This window comes from Erwinia psychrophila (assembly GCF_039023475.1).
GTDB lineage: Bacteria > Pseudomonadota > Gammaproteobacteria > Enterobacterales > Enterobacteriaceae > Erwinia.
The window spans coordinates 57,936-77,837 of the sequence record NZ_JBCHVB010000002.1; the positions used below are offsets into that span (position 1 = coordinate 57,936).

Sequence of the window (19,902 nt, forward strand, 5' to 3'; positions counted from 1 at the left end):
ACGAAAGGTTATGTGTAAATTTAACCTTTTCGCATAATCTATTGTTTTATAAAATAAATTGAATATTTCAAATTGTTACCTGGATCGCTTGTGCTTTCAGTGACGGTTGAATGACAACGATTTTTTAATTTTATACACAGCCTGTGGGAAACTTGCCTGCGCCATGACAGGCCCTGTTTGCTCAGTTATGCATCACGCGGTAATCCCTTCTCAACCACCCTGACTAAGCGCTTATGCTGCGAGCTTTGTAACTCAATGGCATCCTGACTTCTGGCCGCCAGTTGGCGCTCAATAGCCCACTCAATATGTTCATCAAGCATCGCATTTTCGCCCCGGCGTGCCGTAAGCGCTTCGAGTGCTTCTTCTGACCATGGCGCGTTACCCAGCGCCACGGCGACGTTACGCAACCAGCGCAGATGACCAATCCGGCGAATGGCGGAGCCTTCCGTCACGCGAAGAAACTGCGGCTCATCCCATTTAAAGAGTTCAGTCAAAGGTGGCGCATGTAACTGCGCGCGCGGGCTGAAATCCTCTTCATCCGTAAGCTGCCCGTAACGGTTCCAGGGACAGATCAGCTGACAATCGTCACAGCCATAAATTCTGTTACCGATAAGCGGCCTGAACTCTTCAGGAATAGCGCCTTCCAGCTCGATAGTCAGGTAGGAGATACAGCGCCTGGCATCGACCGTATAGGGCTCGACAATAGCGCCTGTAGGGCAGATGGTCATACAGGCCACGCAGCGACCACACTGCTCTTCCTGCGGCGTGTCTACGGGAAGCGGCAGATCAATCAGCAGCTCCCCCAGGAAAAACCACGAGCCGGCTTCACGATTGAGGATTAACGAATGTTTGCCGGTCCAGCCCAGCCCGGCTTTCTCCGCTAAGGGCCTCTCAAGCAGTGGCGCCGAGTCCACAAAGGGACGAAACTGAACCTCTGCGCACCGTTCGCGGATTTTATCGCCAAGCTTTTTTAGGCGGTTGCGTAATACTTTGTGATAGTCCCTGCCCAGCGCATAGCGACTGACATAGCCGAGCTGAGGATTTTTCAGGGTGCTGGCGAAGGCCGCTTTCGCCGGCAGATAATTCATTCGTACGCTGATTACCCGCAGTGTACCAGGCAGTAGCTCATGGGGACGGGCGCGCATCATGCCGTGACGCGCCATCCATTCCATCTCTCCATGATACTGCTTGTCGAGCCAGGCCTGGAGGCGCGGCTCTTCATGGCTCAGATCGGTATCACAGATGCCGACTTGCTGAAAACCGAGTGACTGCCCCCACTGTTTAATATCCAGGGCAAGTTGATTGAGATCGAGAGGATGCGACATGACTAACCTAAACAGACAAAAAAACAGTACCAGTTTACCTTATTCTGTCTGGCCTGTAGAGAAGCTGGCGCAATTTGAACAGGAAGGAGCGGACAGCCTTGGCATTACGCTGTTTGAACTGATGCAGCGCGCCGGGGAAGCCGCTTTTGCCAAAATACGCGCGCTCTGGCCCGCGGCGGAACACTGGCTGCTGCTTTGTGGACACGGCAATAACGGCGGCGACGGCTTTATTATCGCCAGGCTGGCGCAATCCGCCGGGTTAACGGTGACCGTTATTGCCTGCGAAGGCAGTAAACCACTGCCTGAAGAAGCCGCTCAGGCGCGTGAAGCGTGGCTGGCGGCAGGCGGAGTGATTCACGATCCCGCCGCTCACTGGCCGGAGAAGGTGGAGCTTATTGTGGATGCGCTGCTGGGAACGGGGCTGAGCCGGCCTCCTGAAGCGCCTTACGATCGGCTTATTGCAAAAGTAAACGCTCACTCTGCACCTGTTTTTGCCGTGGATGTCCCTTCAGGGTTAGTGGCCGCTAATGGAACAACGCCAGGCGAGGTGATTTTCGCCGATGAGACGCTTACCTTTATCGCGCTAAAGCCAGGCTTACTGACGGGGAAAGCACGGGATGTGGTAGGACGCCTGCATTTTCATGCGCTGAGCCTGGATCCCTTTATCGCCGGACAGGAGGCGCCTTACTCGCGTTTTGATGCGTCTTCTCTGAGCGCCTGGCTGAAGCCGAGGCGGCCCACGTCTCATAAGGGCGATCAGGGTAAATTGCTGATTGTAGGCGGTGAGCCAGGGACGGCTGGGGCGATTCGTATGACGGGAGAAGCAGCGCTTCGGGCCGGTGCCGGATTAGTGCGAGTGCTTACTCACAAAGATAACGTTTCACCTCTGCTGACTGCCCGTCCGGAACTTATGGTGCAGGCGTTGAGCGATGACGCCATCGATCGGGCGCTGGAATGGGCCGACGTCATTGTCATCGGCCCGGGGCTGGGTCAGGAAAACTGGGGTAAAAACGCCCTGCGCCGGATAGAAAACTCCCAGAAACCGATGCTCTGGGACGCGGATGCGCTTAACCTGCTGGCAATCAGTCCGGATAAACGTCAAAATCGGATCCTTACGCCGCATCCGGGCGAAGCTGCAAGGTTGCTGAACGTGAAAACGAGCGAAATAGAGAGCGATCGCTTACATTCAGCGACGCAGTTGGCTAAACGCTACGGCGGCGTAGTGGTGCTGAAGGGCGCAGGTACTTTGATCGCCAGCGCAGAAGGGCAGCTGGCGATTGCCGACGTAGGCAATGCAGGTATGGCCAGCGGCGGCATGGGAGACGTCCTCTCCGGCATTATTGGCGGTTTGTTGGGGCAGAAGCTCTCATTGTATGATGCCGCCTGTGCAGGCTGCGTGGTCCATGGCGCCGCTGCTGAAGCCGTAGCGAAACGCTATGGTACCCGGGGGATGTTAGCGACCGATCTTTTTTCCGAGCTGTATCTGTTTGTCAACCCAGAGATGTTGAATACAAAAGAATGAAGAGCTGTGTAATAACACTGCCTGATGAGGCAGCCACCCTCGCACTCGGCGCCAGCCTGGCCGGTGCCTGTAAAGGTGCGGTAACAATTTATCTCTATGGCGATCTGGGCGCAGGGAAAACGACCTTCAGTCGGGGATTCCTTCAGGCACTCGGGCATAAAGGCAATGTGAAAAGCCCAACTTATACGCTCGTGGAGCCTTACGTCCTGCCAGATCGCCGGGTCTATCACTTCGATCTTTATCGCCTTGCCGATCCCGAAGAGCTGGAGTTTATGGGGATCCGGGACTATTTCACCGGCGAAAGCCTCTGTCTGGTTGAATGGCCGCAGCAGGGCGCAGGCGTATTGCCTGAGCCGGATCTTGAACTGCATCTTCACTATCAGGATGACGCACGCCAGGCTGAGCTACGCGCCTGTTCCACGGCGGGTGAGGCGATGGTGCAGCAGATTATTATGGAAAAAGGTTGTTGATGATGTTGCGCATGAAGTTTGGTCTGATCCTGGCACTCCTGCTCAGTTCTTTTTCCGTTTTTGCCGCCAGCCTGTCCGATATCAAAGTCGCGAACGGTGACGATAAGGCTACCGTCACGCTGAGCTTCAGCGGCCAGCCCATCTACGGTTTTTTCCCGCTGCATAACCCGGAGCGTGTGGTGCTCGACATCCGCCAGAGCGGCGTGGTGAAAGGATTGCCGCTGACCTTCAGCGGGCAGAATATGGTGAAACGCATCCGCACCAGTCAGCCGAAGGACAGCCAGAGCATCAGGCTGGTGTTTGAATTAACCCAGCCGGGCAAAACGCGTGCCGTAACCCAGCGCAGCGGCAATAACTATAACGTCGTCTTCACTATCAGCGGCTCGCGTTCTTCAGGCACTGTTGCGAAAGCGACCGGTACGGCGCCTTCATCGCCCTCCGAAAACCCGTTCACCTCTAATCCGGTGACGGCCGTCACCAGTGGAAATCAGGTGGCCAGGCCCGGTAAAGTCTCCCGCCCGGCAAACGAGCCTGTCATTGTGGCGATCGATGCCGGACACGGCGGCCAGGACCCGGGTGCAATTGGGCGGGGAGGTCTTCAGGAGAAAAGCGTTACTATCGCTATTTCCCGCAAGCTGAAAGTTCTGCTGAATAAAGATCCTATGTTTAAGGGCGTAATGACCCGCGACGGCGACTATTTTATCTCCGTGATGGGCCGTTCAGAAGTGGCCCGCAAGCAAAATGCCAACCTGCTGGTCTCTATTCACGCTGACGCTGCGCCTAATCGTAGCGCGTCGGGTGCTTCAGTCTGGGTACTCTCAAACCGCCGCGCCAACAGCGAAATGGCGGGATGGCTGGAGCAGCATGAAAAACAGTCAGAGTTACTGGGCGGCGCGGGCGATCTTCTGGCCAACAGCCAGGCCGATCCTTATCTCAGTCAGGCGGTGCTGGATCTGCAGTTTGGTCATTCTCAGCGGGTCGGCTACGACGTGGCGGTCAAGGTGCTGGCGCAGCTAAAGCGCGTAGGTTCGCTGCATAAAAAGCGCCCCGAGCACGCCAGCCTTGGCGTCCTGCGCTCGCCAGATATTCCTTCACTGCTGGTGGAAACCGGCTTTATCAGTAATTCTTCGGAGGAGCGACTGCTCGGCAGTAGCGCATACCAGCAGAAGATTGCCGAGTCCATTCATCAGGGACTCCGCAATTACTTCCTGGCGCATCCGCTGCAATCTCTCCCAAAGGAGGAAAACCGCCCGCTGCAGTCCGCAGCGGCGGTTGATTCAGGTACGGATCCCGTCTCAGCCATGGCGCTCTATTCGGGAGCGACCCAGCGTCATGTGGTAAAACGTGGAGAAACGCTGTCGGGCATCGCGGCGCACTATAACGTCAGCATGGCGACCCTGCGTACGTTGAATAAGCTGAAAAAAGATGGCGTCTGGGTAGGGCAGCGGCTGAAAGTGCCGGTGGGAAGTCAGGCCAGTGCATCGAAGCCACAAAGGCCTGTGCGGCATAAGATCGTAAAAGGTGACACGCTGACGGAGATTGCGGTGCATTATGGCGTCAGCGCCAAAGCGATTCAGCAGGCCAATAATATGAAGTCACAAAACGTAATGCTCGGCCAGACGCTGACCATACCGGCGTCTTAACCAACCAAGGAGCGTGTATGCCCATTCAGGTGTTGCCTCCCCAGCTCGCTAACCAGATCGCGGCCGGTGAAGTGGTGGAGCGCCCGGCGTCGGTGGTCAAAGAGCTGGTAGAAAACAGCCTTGATGCAGGCGCAACGCGCATCGATATTGAAATCGATAAGGGCGGCGCGAAGCTTATCCGCATACGGGACAATGGCTGTGGGATAGGCAAGGAAGAGCTGGCGATGGCGCTGGCCCGCCATGCCACCAGTAAAATCACCTCGCTCGACGATCTTGAAGCCATTATGAGCCTGGGTTTTCGCGGCGAGGCGCTGGCCAGTATCAGTTCGGTCTCCCGTCTGACGCTGACCTCGCGCACCGAAGCTCAGAGCGAGGCCTGGCAGGCCTATGCGGAAGGGCGCGATATGGCGGTGACAGTTAAACCGGCGGCGCACCCGGTCGGCACCACGCTTGAGGTGCTGGATCTGTTTTACAATACGCCGGCCCGTCGCAAATTTATGCGTACCGAAAAAACGGAATTCACGCATATTGATGAAATTATCCGCCGTATCGCGCTGGCGCGCTTCGATGTGGCTTTTTCGCTGACCCATAACGGCAAGCTGATAAGACAATATCGTGCCGTACGTGAAGCCAGCCAGCGGGAGCGTCGTCTGGGCGCGATTTGCGGCACCGCTTTTCTCACCCATGCGCTGGGCATTGAATGGGAACACGGCGATCTGAAACTGCACGGCTGGGTCGCCGATCCGGTCGGTTCGCGCGCGCTGAGCGAGCTGCAATATTGCTATGTGAATGGCCGCATGATGCGTGACAGGCTGATCAATCACGCTATCCGTCAGGCTTATCAGGATAAGCTCGGCGCCGACAATCAGCCCGCCTACGTTCTCTATCTGGATATCGATCCTCATCAGGTGGATGTGAATGTCCATCCCGCTAAGCATGAAGTTCGCTTTCATCAGTCGCGACTGGTGCACGATTTTATCTATCAGGGCGTCATCAGCGTTTTACAGGAAACCGGTCAGACGCAGCTCCCCGAGACGGCGCCGGAAGCGCCTGCCGCTCGCTGGCAGCCAGAAAACCGACCCGCGGCGGGCGGCAACCATTTTTCTTCTCCTCCTCCCGCTAAAGAAGCGACGGTTTACAAAAGCTCAGGCGGTGCTGCGGGCTCATCTTCAGCGCGTGTCGCCTCCGCTGCGTCAGACAAAGGTCGCGCTCCGCAGGAGAAAAGCGCTTCTCTCCCTGTTCCCGCCTGGCAGCGGCAGACGCCGGTTTATCAGAAGCGGGAAGGGGCGGTTTATCAGCAGTTGCTGAACGCCTCTGATGTGCAGCAGGTGCAGGAGCCCCCCCAGTCTGAGGATGCGCCGCCGCTCAGCGGGCACTGTCAGAGCTTTGGTCGCGTACTTACGGTGTTAAGCGAGGATTTCGCCCTCGTCGAGCAGCAAAACAGACTGGCGCTGCTCTCTCTCCCCGTGGCCCAGCGCTGGCTGAAGCAGGCGCAGCTCGAACCCGGTGAAGAAGGGCTGAAGCCTCAACCGCTACTGATCCCGGTACGGATGAAAATGGACGCTCCCGAGCGTGAAGCCCTGAATCGTTGTCGCGATCTGTTGGTGCGGATGGGCATAGAGCTGAACGCAGACGGTCATCATGTGACCCTGCGCGCGGTGCCTTTACCGTTACGCCAACAAAATTTACAAAACTTGATTCCAGACCTGTTAGGCTATCTCGCCCGGCAGCAGGATGTTTCGGCGACGCAGGTGGCGCAATGGTTGGCGCGTCATTCACAGACTGAGCATCCACACTGGAATCACTCACAGGCGATTGCGCTGCTGGCCGAAGTGGAACGACTTTGCCCACAGCTGATTAAATCGCCACCTTCTGGATTAATGCAGTACGTCGATACTGAACTGGCGATGAATGCCCTGAAGCATGAGTGAAATATCCAAGGCTGGCCGGCCAAAGGCAATTTTTTTGATGGGGCCAACGGCTTCCGGTAAAACCGCGCTGGCAATTGCGTTACGCCAGGTGCTGCCGGTTGAGTTGATTAGCGTTGATTCTGCCCTCGTGTATCGCGGTATGGATATTGGCACCGCCAAACCTACCGCCGGGGAAAGAGCTCTGGCGCCTCATCGTTTACTGGACATCCGCGATCCCGCCGAGGCCTATTCGGCCGCCGAGTTTCGTCGTGATGCGCTGGCTGAAATGGCGGAGATCACCCAAAAGGGACGCATCCCGCTGCTTGTTGGTGGCACCATGCTCTATTACAAGGCTCTACTGGAAGGATTATCGCCGTTGCCCCCGGCGGATCCGGAGGTTCGTCAGCGTATTGAGCAGATGGCGGAGGAACAGGGTTGGGACGCCCTTCACCGCCAGTTATGTGAAGTAGATCCCATTGCTGCAAATCGTATTCATCCGAATGATCCCCAGAGACTCTCGCGAGCACTGGAAGTTTTTTTTATTTCGGGTAAAACTTTAACAGAACTGACGAAAACTTCTGGTGAAGCGCTGCCGTATGATGTTATTCAGTTTGCGATTGCTCCCCCGCAGCGCGAACTGATTCATCAGCGAATTGAACAACGTTTTCATCAGATGCTGGCATCAGGATTTGAAGCGGAGGCCCGGGCACTTTTTGCACGGGGTGATTTACATACGGACATGCCTTCCATTCGTTGTGTTGGTTATCGCCAGATGTGGTCATATCTGGCCGGTGAAATTGAATACGATGAGATGGTTTATCGGGGAATTTGCGCAACCCGGCAGTTGGCCAAGCGTCAGATAACCTGGCTGCGCGGCTGGAAGGATGTTCACTGGCTGGATAGCGAACAACCTCAGGCGGCATTGGCGCAACTCTTACAGGTTCTTGATGCGAAGCATGGGTGATTGTGTACAATTGGTACGTTATCTTGCGCAAATTTTTACGCAGTATTTCAGGGCCGATGAGGTTCTTAAGTAGCAAACAACAAGCATATAAGGAAAAGATAGAATGGCTAAGGGGCAATCATTGCAAGATCCGTTCTTGAACGCACTGCGTCGGGAACGTGTTCCGGTTTCGATTTATTTGGTGAATGGTATCAAACTTCAGGGTCAGATTGAGTCGTTTGATCAATTTGTAATTTTATTAAAAAACACGGTTAGCCAGATGGTGTATAAGCACGCTATCTCTACCGTTGTGCCGTCCCGTCCGGTCTCCCACCATAGCAACAATGCAGGTGGCGGAAGCAGCAACTATCATCACGGTAGCAGCAATCAGGGGGCCGCATCTCAGCCTCAGCAAGACAGTGAAGACGCAGAGTAATCACCGTTCTTCATGGCAGGGGGCCCTGAGCATTCAGGATCCCCGTCCTGGCCTTCCGTTTCAGGTCCGGCTTTTTTCCGGGCTGGCGGGTAGTGCCAGGCGAAACAGGCCGTCTTATTGACAGAGGCGCGCATTCTGAATCTGATTTTCACGCTGTATGGCCATTGTGTAGCAGGTTTAATAAGGTTCTGAGAGGTTTTAAGTTTGTTTGACCGTTATGATGCCGGTGAGCAGGCCGTACTGGTACACATCTATTTCTCCCAAGACAGAGATATGGAAGATTTGCAGGAGTTCGAAACCCTGGTTTCTTCCGCGGGTGTCGAAGCGCTGCGAGTCGTAACAGGCAGCCGCAAGTCGCCCCACCCCAAATATTTTGTCGGCGAAGGTAAGGCAGTTGAAATTGCCGAAGCGGTAAAAGCCAGCGGTGCGTCGGTGGTATTGTTCGATCACGCCCTGAGCCCGGCACAGGAGCGCAACCTTGAAGCGCTTTGCGAATGCCGCGTTATCGATCGCACCGGCCTGATCCTGGATATTTTTGCCCAGCGCGCCCGTACTCACGAAGGTAAATTACAGGTAGAGCTGGCTCAGCTACGCCATCTTGCCACGCGCCTGGTTCGCGGCTGGACCCACCTTGAACGCCAGAAAGGCGGTATCGGTCTGCGCGGGCCCGGTGAAACGCAGCTGGAGACGGACCGCCGACTGCTGCGTAACCGCATTACGCTGATCCTTTCACGGCTGCAACGCGTTGAAAAGCAGCGCGAACAGGGCCGGCAGGCACGTAGTAAGGCCGATGTGCCAACGGTGTCGCTGGTAGGGTATACCAACGCCGGTAAATCCACGCTGTTCAACTGTATTACTTCCGCTGAGGTTTACGTCGCCAACCAGCTGTTCGCCACGCTGGACCCCACACTTCGCCGGATTGACGTTGCCGATGTGGGTGAAGTGGTGCTGGCCGATACGGTCGGCTTTATTCGTCATCTTCCCCACGATCTGGTTGCGGCGTTCAAAGCCACGCTTCAGGAAACCCGTCAGGCAACATTATTGCTGCACGTTATTGACGCGGCCGATCAGCGAGTGGATGAAAACATCGAAGCGGTGGATGAGGTTCTTGAAGAGATAGAATCTGATGATATTCCCACCCTGCTGGTGATGAACAAAATTGATATGCTGGAGGACTTTGTCCCCAGAATCGATCGTAATGAGGAAAACCTGCCTGTTCGTGTCTGGCTATCAGCGCAGACGGGTGAGGGCATTCCACTGCTGTTCCAGGCGCTCACCGAGCGGCTGGCCGGTGAGATAGCGCAGTACGATCTTCGTCTTCCACCTGAAGCAGGACGGCTGCGCAGCCGTTTTTATCAGCTTCAGGCGATAGAAAAAGAGTGGAATGAAGACGACGGTAGCGTAGGTTTACAGATACGTATGCCGATCGTTGACTGGCGTCGCCTGTGTAAACAGGAGCCGAGCCTGGTCGATTACATTGTATAACGGGTTTTGCCTGTCACGCGTATCCCGGCCTGGGATACCACCGCACACACAATTAATGGAGTATAAACATGGCGTGGAATCAGCCCGGGAATAACGGACAGGACCGCGACCCGTGGGGGAGCAGCAATAATCAAGGCGGCAACTCTGGGGGCAACAAAGGAGGGCGCGATAAGGGGCCTCCTGATTTGGACGATATCTTTCGCAAGCTGAGCAAAAAGCTCGGTGGATTTGGCGGTGGTAAAAATGACAACAGCGGCGGTCAGCAGACACCGGGCCGGGGCGCAGGTCGCCTGATTGGTATCGTTGCCGTTGCGGCCGTCGTGATCTGGGCAGCCAGCGGTTTCTATACGATCAAGGAAGCGGAGCGCGGTGTTGTCACCCGCTTTGGTAAATTTGACCATCTTGTCGGCCCTGGTCTGAACTGGAAACCTACCTTTGTTGATCAGGTTCGTACGGTGAACGTAGAAGCCGTTCGTGAACTGGCGGCATCCGGGACCATGCTGACATCCGACGAAAACGTTGTGCGCGTGGAAATGAACGTTCAGTACCGCGTGACCAATCCGGAGCGTTACCTGTTTGCGGTAACCAACGCGGATGACAGTCTGCGTCAGGCGACGGACAGCGCGCTGCGTGGCGTGATTGGCCGTTCCACCATGGACCGCATTCTGACCGAAGGCCGTACCGTGGTCCGTAGCGAGACCCAGCGTGAGCTGGAAGAGACGGTTCGCCCGTATGATATGGGGATCACTCTGCTCGACGTTAACTTCCAGGCCGCGCGTCCGCCGGAAGAAGTGAAGGCAGCGTTCGATGATGCTATCGCCGCACGTGAAAACCGCGAGCAGTACGTTCGTGAAGCAGAAGCCTACGCGAACGAAGTTCAGCCCCGGGCCAATGGTCAGGCGCAGCGTATCCTTGAAGAGTCCCGAGCCTACAAGGCGCGTATCGTGCTGGAAGCGCAGGGTGAAGTGGCTCGTTTTGCCAAGATCCTGCCGGAATATAAGGCAGCGCCGCAAATCACCCGTGAGCGTCTCTATATTGAAACGATGGAGCGCGTGCTCGGACAGACCCGCAAGGTGCTGGTTAACGATAAGGGCAATAACCTGATGGTGCTTCCGCTGGATCAGCTGATGCGCGGCCAGGGTAATACCCCACATACGACTCAGGACAGCAGCAGTAACAGCTTGTTGCGCCTGCCACCGGCTTCAGGCAGCGGTGAACGCGCCAGCGGCAGTACGTCGTTCAGTCCGGACGACATCATGGATCAGCGTCGGGTGAATGCCCAGCGTAGCGATTCCCAGCGCGAAGGGAGAGAATAAGCGATGCGTAAGCCATTAATCGTCGTATTGATTGTTGTGCTGGTGGTGCTTTACGCGTCACTGTTTGTAGTACAGGAAGGCCAGCGCGGCATTGTTATGCGCTTTGGTAAAGTTCTGCGGGATGATGAAAACAAGCCACTGGTCTATGCGCCAGGACTGCATTTCAAAATTCCTTTCCTGGAGTCCGTGAAGTCACTGGATGCCCGTCTCCAGACCATGGATAACCAGGCGGATCGCTTCGTTACCAAAGAGAAGAAAGACCTGATCGTCGATTCTTATATCAAATGGCGTATCAGCGACTTCAGCCGTTACTATCTGGCTACGGGGGGCGGCGACGTCTCTCAGGCTGAGGTGCTGCTGAAGCGTAAATTCAGCGACCGCCTTCGTTCTGAAATTGGTCGTCTGGACGTGAAGGATATCGTAACGGACTCGCGTGGACGCCTGACGACCGACGTACGTGACGCGCTGAATACCGGTAGCGCTGGTCAGGATGATGATATCGCCACGCCGGCCGCCGACGATGCGATCGCTTCAGCAGCGGCTCGCGTTGAGCGTGAAACGAACAGCAAAGAGCCGGCGGTTAACCCTAACAGCATGGCCGCGCTCGGTATTGAAGTGATTGACGTGCGGATTAAGCAGATCAACCTGCCGACGGAAGTCTCAGATGCGATCTACAACCGTATGCGCGCTGAACGTGAAGCGGTGGCCCGTAGCCAGCGTTCTCAGGGGCAGGAAGAGGCTGAGAAGCTGCGTGCAACAGCGGATTACGAGGTAACCCGCACGCTGGCAGAAGCGCAGCGTACCGCGCTGATCACCCGCGGTGAAGGGGACGCGACCGCAGCGAAACTGTATGCCGATGCGTTCAGTCAGGATCCCGATTTCTACGCCTTTATCCGCAGCCTGCGCGCCTACGATAACAGCTTCAAGGGCAACCGTGATGTGATGGTACTTAGCCCGGACAGCGATTTCTTCCGCTTTATGAAATCGCCCGCTAACGCCACACGCTAAGGATCTGCTATAAAACGAAGGGCCGGATAAAACCGGCCCTTTTTTTATGAGCGGGAAAAATAATGAACTCAACTGTCTGGATGGCGCTGGCGCTGGTACTTGTTCTGGAAGGGTTAGGGCCGATGCTGCTGCCGCGCATCTGGCGCCGTATGATCCTCTCGATGGCTCAGCTGCCCGATTCTCTGCTGCGGCGTTTTGGCGGCGGGCTGGTCGTTGCCGGCGCGGTAATTTACTATATGGTCAGCACGCACGCCGGGAATTAACCGCTGGCAAAAAACTGCGCAATCGACTGCTAAAATAGCTGAAAGACGGGTTTTACGGTGGTAGAATCCTTTTTTAAGCAATCGGTGATTTTGAGAAATGGGTAAGAACGTCGTCGTACTGGGCACCCAATGGGGTGACGAAGGTAAAGGTAAGATTGTTGACCTCCTGACTGAACGTGCAAAATACGTTGTGCGCTATCAGGGCGGCCATAACGCTGGCCATACGCTAGTCATCAACGGTGAGAAAACCGTCCTCCACTTAATTCCCTCTGGCATCCTGCGTGAAAACGTGACCAGCATCATCGGCAACGGTGTGGTGCTCTCGCCTGCTGCGCTGATGAAAGAGATGAAGGGACTGGAAGATCGCGGTTTCCCGGTACGTGAACGCCTGTTTATTTCTGAAGCTTGCCCGCTGATTCTGGAATATCACGTTGCGCTGGACGTGGCGCGTGAAAAAGCCCGCGGCGCGAAGGCGATCGGTACCACCGGACGCGGCATCGGCCCGGCTTATGAAGATAAAGTTGCCCGTCGCGGCCTGCGTGTCAGCGATCTGCTCAACAAGGAAACCTTCGCCGCGAAGCTGAAAGAAGTGATGGATTATCACAATTTCCAGCTGGTGAACTACTACAAAGAAGACGCGGTCGATTACGACAAAGTGCTGAGCGATACGCTGGCCATTGCGGATATCCTCACCGGCATGATTGTCGATGTTTCCGAACTGCTGGATGGCGCACGTCAGCGTGGCGATCTGATCATGTTTGAAGGCGCGCAGGGCACGCTTCTGGATATCGATCACGGTACCTATCCCTATGTCACTTCCTCAAACACCACCGCCGGCGGCGTGGCGACAGGTTCCGGTATCGGTCCCCGTTATGTGGATTACGTGCTGGGTATCGTTAAAGCCTATTCAACCCGCGTTGGCGCAGGTCCTTTCCCGACTGAGCTGTTTGACGAAACCGGCGAGTTTCTCTGCAAACAGGGTAACGAGTTTGGCGCAACTACCGGCCGCCGTCGCCGCACCGGCTGGCTGGATGCCGTAGCCGTCCGCCGCGCAGTACAGATTAACTCCCTTTCCGGTTTCTGCATGACCAAGCTGGACGTGCTGGATGGCCTGAAAGAGGTGAAAATCTGTATCGCGTACCGTATGCCGGATGGCCGTGAAGTGACCACCACGCCGCTGGCCGCAGAAGGTTGGGAAGGCATTGAGCCGATTTACGAAACCCTGCCGGGCTGGAGCGAGAACACCTTTGGCGTGAAAACGCTGGAAGGCCTGCCGCAGGCCGCGCGTGACTACATCAAACGTGTGGAAGAGGTGACGGGCGTGCCGGTAGATATCATCTCTACCGGTCCGGACCGCAGCGAGACGATGATCCTGCGCGATCCTTTTGACGCATAACGCAGTCACACAGACCGGGCTCTGCCCGGTCTTTATCATTCAGCCTCGCATTCCCGTCCCGCTTTGCCTCCCGCTTGCTTAAATAAAATGGCCTTGAAGGCGAAGGCTGGTTTATCATCATTATTAACACTTATTTATGAGCGGATTACTGGCGTTTCAGATGTGCTTCTCTTCCGCGAGGTTACCGTGCAGCTAACGAGTTTTACCGATTATGGCTTACGTGCGCTCACTTTTATGGCCGCATTGCCGGCCGGCAAATTGACCAGCATCACTGAAGTCACGGAGACTTACGGCGTCTCACGTAATCATATGGTCAAAATCATCAATCAGCTGAGCCGGAATGGTTACGTCATGGCCATTCGGGGTAAAAACGGCGGCATCCGGCTCGGGAAACCGCCATCGGAGATCGTGATAGGCCAGGTTGTCCGCGATCTGGAGCCGCTTCAGCTGGTGAACTGCCACAGCGATTTTTGCCATATCACTTCGGCCTGCCGTCTGAAAAACGCGCTGAACGAGGCGGTGCAGACCTTTCTCGCCGTCCTGGATGGTTATACGCTGGCCGATATGGTTGAAGACAACCAGCCGCTCTACCAATTATTGCTGAGTGAAAAACCTTCGCTACGCAACTGATGACAACGGAGGAACCGCAATGTCAAAAGACCCTTTTAAGGAACGGGAAGCTGAGAAATACGAAAACCCCATTCCCAGCCGCGAATTTATCCTGGCACACCTGGATAAACGCGAAAAACCGGCCAGCCGTGAAGAGCTGGCGGAAGAACTCTCCATTTCAGGAGAGGAGCAGATTGAAGCGCTACGCCGCCGTCTGCGCGCCATGGAGCGCGACGGGCAGCTGGTCTTCACCCGCCGCCAGTGCTACGCGCTGCCTGAGCGTCTGGACCTGTTACGCGGTAAGGTAATCGGCCACCGTGACGGCTTCGGCTTCCTGCGCATCGAAGGCAGCAAGGACGATCTCTACCTTTCTGCCGATCAGATGAAAATGTGCATGCATGGCGACGTGATCCTCGCCCAGGCGATGGGGGCCGATCGTAAAGGCCGCCGCGAAGCCCGCGTGGTGCGTGTCCTTGAGCCGCGTAACAATCAGATTGTTGGCCGCTACTTTACCGAAGCGGGTGTGGGCTTTGTGGTGCCTGACGATGGCCGCCTGAGCTTTGATATCCTGATCCCGCCGGAAGAGCTGAAAGGCGCGCGGATGGGCTTTGTGGTGGTGGTGGAGCTGATGCAGCGCCCAACCCGCCGCAGTAAAGCCGTGGGCAAAGTGGTCGAAGTGCTGGGCGACAATATGGGCACCGGCATGGCCGTCGAAATGGCGCTGCGTACCCACGATATTCCGCACAGCTGGCCGCCAGAGCTGGAGCGTCAGATCGCCAAACTGAAAGAAGAAGTGCCGGAAGAGGCGAAGGTCGGGCGCGTTGATCTGCGCGATCTGCCGCTGGTCACCATCGACGGTGAAGACGCACGTGACTTCGATGATGCGGTCTTCTGTGAAAGGAAACGCGGCGGCGGCTGGCGCCTCTGGGTCGCTATTGCCGACGTGAGCTACTATGTCCGCCCGGGCACGCCGCTGGATGATGAAGCCGTGAATCGCGGAACGTCCGTGTATTTCCCGTCTCAGGTTGTCCCTATGCTGCCTGAAGTGCTGTCAAACGGCCTCTGCTCGCTGAATCCGCAGGTTGACCGCCTCTGTATGGTCTGCGAAATGACCATTTCCGCCACCGGCAAGCTGACCGGCTACAAGCACTACGAAGCGGTGATGAACTCCTGGGCGCGCCTGACCTATAACAAGGTCTGGAGCATCCTGCAGGGGAATCAGGAACTGCGCGAGCAGTATCAGCCGCTGGTAAAAGATCTGGAAGAGCTGCACCGCATGTATCTGGTGCTGGAAAAATCGCGCGAGCAGCGCGGCGGCATCTCCTTTGAAACTGACGAAGCCAAGTTTATCTTCAATGCCGATCGCCGCATTGAGCGCGTTGAGCAGGTTACCCGTAACGATGCGCATAAGCTGATCGAAGAGTGCATGATTCTGGCGAACATCGCTTCTGCTCGCTATGTGGAGAAGAATAACGAACCCGCGCTGTTCCGCGATCACGATCGCCCGGGCGAAGAGAATATTAAAAGCTTCCGTTCGGTGCTTAATGAGCTGGGTCTGACCCTGGGCGGCGGCAACAAGCCGCATCCGCTGGACTACGCGGCGCTGCTGACGCAGATTTCCAGCCGCCCGGATGCGGAAATGCTGCAAACGATGCTGCTGCGCTCCATGAAGCAGGCGGTTTACGATCCGGAAAACCGTGGGCACTTCGGCCTGGCGCTGGCTTCCTATGCGCACTTCACCTCGCCGATCCGCCGCTATCCGGACTTGCTGTTACACCGCGCCATTAAGTACCTGCTGGCGAAAGAAAATGGCATGCTGGAAGGGATCACCACGCCGACCGGTGGCTACCACTACGAGCTGCAGCAGATGCTACAGCTTGGCCAGCACTGCTCAATGACCGAGCGCCGGGCTGATGAAGCCACGCGTGACGTTGCCGACTGGCTGAAGTGTGACTTTATGCAGGATCAGGTCGGGGAAACCTTTACCGGCGTGATTTCCAGCGTCACCGGCTTTGGCTTCTTTGTCCGCCTTAACGATCTGTTCATTGATGGGCTGGTGCACGTCTCCACCCTCGACAATGATTACTACCGGTTCGATGCCGCAGGCCAGCGCCTGATCGGCGAATCCGGCGGCAAAGCTTACCGCCTGGGTGACACGGTGGAAGTAAGAGTTGAAGCCGTCCATATGGAAGAGCGTAAGATCGACTTCGCACTGATCTCAAGCTCACGTAAACCGCGTGGCGAAGGGAAAACCGAACGCGATCGCGCCAAAAAGCCGCAGAACAACGGTAAGCGCCGTCGTGAACAGAGCAAGCGAACCAATTTTGAGCCGGACAGCGCCTTCCGCGCGCCAAAGCCAAAAGAGGGCGCAGCGGACGGCGGCAGCAAGAAGGCCAAAAAACCGTCGGACAAAACCCGGAAAATCGGGGCCGCTACGCGGGCTAAACGCGCGGCGAAAAAGAAACCAGATAACCCGGCATAACCCTCAACCGCTCAAGCATCTGTTCCGTTAAGCCGGTGGATGAATGAGCGGTCCGGTGTTTCAGGGGAAGAAGATCATCTTCTCCCCTGCTATAAAATGACCATTTGAGTAACCGTTCAATGAGTGAAATAGTTTTTGGTATTCACGCCGTACAGGCGCTTCTGGAGAGCGATCCGCAGCGTTTTCAGGAAGTTTTTATTCTTAAAGGTCGCGACGATCGCCGCCTCCAGCCGCTGGTGAAAGCGCTGGAAGAGCAGGGTATTGTGATTCAGGTGGCGAACCGTCAGTGGCTGGACAATCAGGTCGAAGGCGCGGTTCACCAGGGTATAGTGGCCCGGGTTAAGCCTGGCCGTCAGTATCAGGAAAACGATCTGCCCGATCTGCTGGCAAGCCTGGCGTCGCCGTTCCTGCTGATCCTGGATGGCGTCACCGATCCTCATAATCTGGGTGCCTGCCTGCGCAGCGCGGATGCCGCAGGCGTCCATGCGGTGATCGTGCCGCGCGATCGTTCCGCGCAGCTGAACGCGACGGCGAAAAAAGTCGCCAGCGGCGCGGCTGAGCATGTGCCGCTGATCCGCGTAACGAACCTGGCCCGTACGATGCGCGTGCTTCAGGAAGCGAACGTGTGGATCGTCGGAACGGCAGGTGAAGCCGACCATGACGTCTTCCAGAGCAAAATGACCGGCCCGATGGCGCTGGTGATGGGCGCGGAAGGCGAGGGAATGCGCCGTCTGACCCGCGAGCACTGCGATGAGCTGATCCGCATTCCCATGGCCGGCAGCGTCTCTTCGCTTAACGTCTCGGTCGCTACCGGCATCTGCCTGTTCGAAGCCGTCCGTCAGCGCCGCAGCTAAGATCCTCAAAGCCAGCCCGGTTAGCGGGTTGGTTTGTTCTTTTTGAATCGCGCCAGTCTCGCGCTAAATCCAGCCATAAAACCTCCGCCTTCAGCCCAGCTATAAGCAAACCACAAGTTTCATCCCGCGTGATAGCACCCTGGCAAAGTATTCACTGATGCTCTTTTCAGGCTTTTCCGCCTTCAGACTTCTGCGCTGCCTTGTGATCCATCCCCCAAAAACGGCGCCTCGCGCAGCCTAATGTAAGTGGAGTCACATCATCAGCCTGAATAAGCAAAGGGGAAGTCAATGGACTGGAAAACCCACACCGTTTTTAACCAGCCCCGGCCACTGAGTAACAGCAATTTATTTCTTTCCGATATGCCCTTACGCGAGGCAGTGGTGCGCGAAGGAGCCGGCTGGGACAGCGATCTGCTCGCTTCCGTGGGGCAGCAGCTTGGCGGCGCCGAGTCACTGGAGCTGGGCCGATTGGCCAACAGCCACCCGCCGGAACTGTTGCGTTATGACGCCTGTGGTGAAAGGCTGGATGACGTCCGTTTTCATCCCGCCTGGCATTTACTGATGCAGGGGCTGTGCGCCAACCGCGTGCATAATTTGCCCTGGCAGCCGGAAGCTCCTCCTGCCGCGTTTGTGGCCCGCGCCGCCCGCTTCATTTTGCACGCTCAGGTTGAAGCCGGCACGCTCTGTCCCGTCACCATGACTTTTGGCGCTATCCCTCTGCTCCAGAAGCAGCTGCCCGCTCTCTTTCAGGCCTGGCTGCCGCCTCTGCTCTCCGACAGATATGATGCTCACCTGCAACAGGCACCGCTTAAACGGGGGCTGCTGATTGGCATGGGAATGACCGAAAAGCAGGGCGGTACAGACGTACTGAGTAATACCACCCGGGCGGAACCTGTTGCGTCGCGCGGCAGCGGAGAAGCCTATCGTCTGACCGGGCATAAATGGTTTTTCTCGGTGCCACAAAGCGATGCCCATCTTGTACTGGCGCAGGCAAAAGGCGGCCTGTCCTGCTTTTTCCTGCCGCGCCTGCTGCCGGAAGGTGAACGAAACGCAGTCAGAATTGAACGTCTGAAAGAGAAGCTGGGAAACCGTGCCAACGCCAGCGGGGAAGTGGAGTTTTTTGAAGCCACCGGCTGGCTGATTGGCGAAGAGGGCGGTGGGCTCCGGCAGATCCTGAAAATGGGTGGTTACACGCGCTTCGATTGCGCTCTGGGAAGCCACGGCATGATGCGCCGTGCATTTTCCGTGGCGCTTTGCCACGCGCATCAGCGGCAGGTGCTGGGGAAAAACCTGATCGATCAGCCCCTGATGCGCCAGGTGCTTAGCAGTCAGGCGCTGATGCTGGAAGGGCAGACGGCAATATTGTTCCGTCTGGCGCGAGCTTGGTCGCAGCGCGAAAGCGAGCAGGGAGAGATGTTCAGCCGGCTCTTTACGCCTGCGGCGAAATACGCTGTCTGCCGACGCGGCATCGCTTTTGTGGCGGAGGCGATGGAGGTGCTGGGAGGTGCGGGTTACTGCGAGACGAGCGAGCTGCCAAGACTCTACCGGGAGATGCCCGTCAACAGTATCTGGGAAGGTTCAGGCAACGTGATGTGTCTGGATGTGCTGCGCGTACTGAGCAAACAGCCGGGCATCAGAGATATGCTCGCCGCCGAATTTGAGGCGGTAAAGGGGCAAAATCGCCACTTTGACAGTCAGTGGCGGCAGATAAAAAGCCTGTTACGTAAACCGCAGGAGTCGCAGGCACGTATGCTGTGCAAGGGGCTGTTTAACCTTGCTACCGGCGTACAGGTTATGACGCATCTTGAACCCGTTCTGGCAGACGCATGGTGTCGTCAGAACCTCGATCCCCGAGGCGCCCGCAGCCTGCCTGAAAACGTCTGTGAGCGTTTACTGCTCCGTGCGACTGGCGTCGTCTGAAGGCCCGTAAAGAATAGCGCTGGCATACCAGTAACCCGGCATGACCGTCTCGCTGACCATCTGGATCTGATACCAGGTCGCACCGGCCGCATTGGCTTTATCGGCAATGGCTCGTTCAGCGTCATCTGGCGATCCGCGAACGTGGGCGGTGATGGAACCCAGGCGCTTCAGGGTCAGGCTTTGGGCGCGGTTGATCTCCTGCGCCGTAGAAGTCGCGGGAGGGGGTGGCTGTGGTGTCGTCTGGAACTGACTGCAGCCTGTCAGCAGCAGAATGAGCGTCAGGGACAATAAGCGGATCATAGCGGCCTCATCACAGTGGG

At 56.6% G+C, this 19,902-nt stretch carries 17 protein-coding genes; 15 read left to right on the forward strand and 2 right to left on the reverse strand.

The annotated features are described in order from the left end of the window. Positions 1-185 precede the first annotated feature (185 nt). Positions 186-1,325 carry a tRNA epoxyqueuosine(34) reductase QueG gene (gene queG / locus AAH446_RS06325; protein WP_342905877.1) on the reverse strand — a complete coding sequence of 380 codons (1,140 nt, stop codon included), beginning with the start codon at positions 1,323-1,325 and terminating at the stop codon, positions 186-188. Here queG and nnr point away from each other — a divergent pair. The 15 genes from nnr to AAH446_RS06400 all read left to right on the forward strand — a co-directional run bounded on the left by nnr (position 1,324) and on the right by AAH446_RS06400 (position 19,582). Beyond that, on the forward strand, positions 1,324-2,847 hold the full coding sequence (gene nnr / locus AAH446_RS06330) for a bifunctional ADP-dependent NAD(P)H-hydrate dehydratase/NAD(P)H-hydrate epimerase (protein ID WP_342905878.1): 1,524 nt from the start codon (positions 1,324-1,326) through the stop codon (positions 2,845-2,847). The two genes, queG and nnr, sit on opposite strands and share 2 nt — an antisense overlap. Beyond that, positions 2,844-3,317: a tRNA (adenosine(37)-N6)-threonylcarbamoyltransferase complex ATPase subunit type 1 TsaE gene (gene tsaE, locus AAH446_RS06335; protein WP_342905879.1), complete on the forward strand. Its 474-nt coding sequence runs from the start codon at positions 2,844-2,846 to the stop codon at positions 3,315-3,317. Before nnr ends, tsaE begins: the two co-directional genes overlap by 4 nt. Before the next feature lie 2 nt (positions 3,318-3,319). After that, the gene (amiB, locus tag AAH446_RS06340; RefSeq protein ID WP_463322789.1) at positions 3,320-4,960 is read left to right on the forward strand and encodes an N-acetylmuramoyl-L-alanine amidase AmiB; all 1,641 of its coding nucleotides are present in this window, start codon (positions 3,320-3,322) and stop codon (positions 4,958-4,960) included. Positions 4,961-4,977: 17 nt separating this feature from the next. After that, positions 4,978-6,891, forward strand: a complete 1,914-nt coding sequence (gene mutL / locus AAH446_RS06345) for a DNA mismatch repair endonuclease MutL (protein WP_342905881.1) — start codon at positions 4,978-4,980, stop codon at positions 6,889-6,891. Next, entirely contained in the window at positions 6,884-7,834 is a 951-nt protein-coding gene (gene miaA, locus AAH446_RS06350) for a tRNA (adenosine(37)-N6)-dimethylallyltransferase MiaA (protein ID WP_342905882.1), read from the forward strand. The genes mutL and miaA overlap by 8 nt, the downstream gene beginning before the upstream one ends. A 103-nt stretch (positions 7,835-7,937) precedes the next feature. After that, positions 7,938-8,249, forward strand: coding sequence for an RNA chaperone Hfq (hfq, locus tag AAH446_RS06355; protein WP_342905883.1), 312 nt, complete (start codon positions 7,938-7,940; stop codon positions 8,247-8,249). Between the two features lie 204 nt (positions 8,250-8,453). Continuing rightward, positions 8,454-9,734: a ribosome rescue GTPase HflX gene (gene hflX, locus AAH446_RS06360; RefSeq protein ID WP_342905884.1), complete on the forward strand. Its 1,281-nt coding sequence runs from the start codon at positions 8,454-8,456 to the stop codon at positions 9,732-9,734. A 68-nt stretch (positions 9,735-9,802) separates the two neighbouring features. Then, on the forward strand, positions 9,803-11,050 hold the full coding sequence (hflK, locus tag AAH446_RS06365; protein ID WP_342905885.1) for an FtsH protease activity modulator HflK: 1,248 nt from the start codon (positions 9,803-9,805) through the stop codon (positions 11,048-11,050). Between the two features lie 3 nt (positions 11,051-11,053). Next, a complete protein-coding gene (hflC, locus tag AAH446_RS06370) occupies positions 11,054-12,058 on the forward strand; it encodes a protease modulator HflC (RefSeq protein WP_342905886.1) in 1,005 nt (334 codons plus the stop codon). 62 nt (positions 12,059-12,120) lie between these two features. Then, the gene (locus AAH446_RS06375) at positions 12,121-12,321 is read left to right on the forward strand and encodes a DUF2065 domain-containing protein (protein WP_342905887.1); all 201 of its coding nucleotides are present in this window, start codon (positions 12,121-12,123) and stop codon (positions 12,319-12,321) included. 97 nt (positions 12,322-12,418) lie between these two features. After that, a complete protein-coding gene (locus AAH446_RS06380; RefSeq protein WP_342905888.1) occupies positions 12,419-13,717 on the forward strand; it encodes an adenylosuccinate synthase in 1,299 nt (432 codons plus the stop codon). A gap of 186 nt (positions 13,718-13,903) precedes the next feature. Beyond that, the gene (nsrR, locus tag AAH446_RS06385) at positions 13,904-14,347 is read left to right on the forward strand and encodes a nitric oxide-sensing transcriptional repressor NsrR (RefSeq protein WP_342905889.1); all 444 of its coding nucleotides are present in this window, start codon (positions 13,904-13,906) and stop codon (positions 14,345-14,347) included. 19 nt (positions 14,348-14,366) lie between these two features. Next, positions 14,367-16,808: a ribonuclease R gene (gene rnr, locus AAH446_RS06390; RefSeq protein WP_342905890.1), complete on the forward strand. Its 2,442-nt coding sequence runs from the start codon at positions 14,367-14,369 to the stop codon at positions 16,806-16,808. A 119-nt stretch (positions 16,809-16,927) separates the two neighbouring features. Next, complete coding sequence (gene rlmB / locus AAH446_RS06395; protein ID WP_342905891.1) at positions 16,928-17,662, forward strand: 23S rRNA (guanosine(2251)-2'-O)-methyltransferase RlmB; 735 nt, start codon at positions 16,928-16,930, stop codon at positions 17,660-17,662. A 288-nt stretch (positions 17,663-17,950) separates the two neighbouring features. After that, positions 17,951-19,582: an isovaleryl-CoA dehydrogenase gene (locus tag AAH446_RS06400; RefSeq protein WP_342905892.1), complete on the forward strand. Its 1,632-nt coding sequence runs from the start codon at positions 17,951-17,953 to the stop codon at positions 19,580-19,582. On the opposite strand, the gene bsmA is transcribed toward AAH446_RS06400, so the two are convergent. After that, entirely contained in the window at positions 19,553-19,882 is a 330-nt protein-coding gene (gene bsmA, locus AAH446_RS06405; RefSeq protein ID WP_342905893.1) for a biofilm peroxide resistance protein BsmA, read from the reverse strand. The two genes, AAH446_RS06400 and bsmA, sit on opposite strands and share 30 nt — an antisense overlap. Positions 19,883-19,902 lie beyond the last annotated feature (20 nt).

Excerpts from the sequence above, each read along its gene's own strand:
- rlmB (WP_342905891.1), top strand. The coding sequence starts at position 16,928 with ATGAGTGAAATAGTTTTTGGTATTCACGCCGTACAGGCGCTTCTGGAG.
- bsmA (WP_342905893.1), bottom strand. The coding sequence starts at position 19,882 with ATGATCCGCTTATTGTCCCTGACGCTCATTCTGCTGCTGACAGGCTGC.
- hflK (WP_342905885.1), top strand. The coding sequence starts at position 9,803 with ATGGCGTGGAATCAGCCCGGGAATAACGGACAGGACCGCGACCCGTGG.
- nnr (WP_342905878.1), top strand. The coding sequence starts at position 1,324 with ATGACTAACCTAAACAGACAAAAAAACAGTACCAGTTTACCTTATTCT.
- miaA (WP_342905882.1), top strand. The coding sequence starts at position 6,884 with ATGAGTGAAATATCCAAGGCTGGCCGGCCAAAGGCAATTTTTTTGATG.
- AAH446_RS06375 (WP_342905887.1), top strand. The coding sequence starts at position 12,121 with ATGAACTCAACTGTCTGGATGGCGCTGGCGCTGGTACTTGTTCTGGAA.
- queG (WP_342905877.1), bottom strand. The coding sequence starts at position 1,325 with ATGTCGCATCCTCTCGATCTCAATCAACTTGCCCTGGATATTAAACAG.
- amiB (WP_463322789.1), top strand. The coding sequence starts at position 3,320 with ATGTTGCGCATGAAGTTTGGTCTGATCCTGGCACTCCTGCTCAGTTCT.
- AAH446_RS06400 (WP_342905892.1), top strand. The coding sequence starts at position 17,951 with ATGGACTGGAAAACCCACACCGTTTTTAACCAGCCCCGGCCACTGAGT.
- tsaE (WP_342905879.1), top strand. The coding sequence starts at position 2,844 with ATGAAGAGCTGTGTAATAACACTGCCTGATGAGGCAGCCACCCTCGCA.
- AAH446_RS06380 (WP_342905888.1), top strand. The coding sequence starts at position 12,419 with ATGGGTAAGAACGTCGTCGTACTGGGCACCCAATGGGGTGACGAAGGT.
- rnr (WP_342905890.1), top strand. The coding sequence starts at position 14,367 with ATGTCAAAAGACCCTTTTAAGGAACGGGAAGCTGAGAAATACGAAAAC.
- mutL (WP_342905881.1), top strand. The coding sequence starts at position 4,978 with ATGCCCATTCAGGTGTTGCCTCCCCAGCTCGCTAACCAGATCGCGGCC.
- hfq (WP_342905883.1), top strand. The coding sequence starts at position 7,938 with ATGGCTAAGGGGCAATCATTGCAAGATCCGTTCTTGAACGCACTGCGT.
- hflC (WP_342905886.1), top strand. The coding sequence starts at position 11,054 with ATGCGTAAGCCATTAATCGTCGTATTGATTGTTGTGCTGGTGGTGCTT.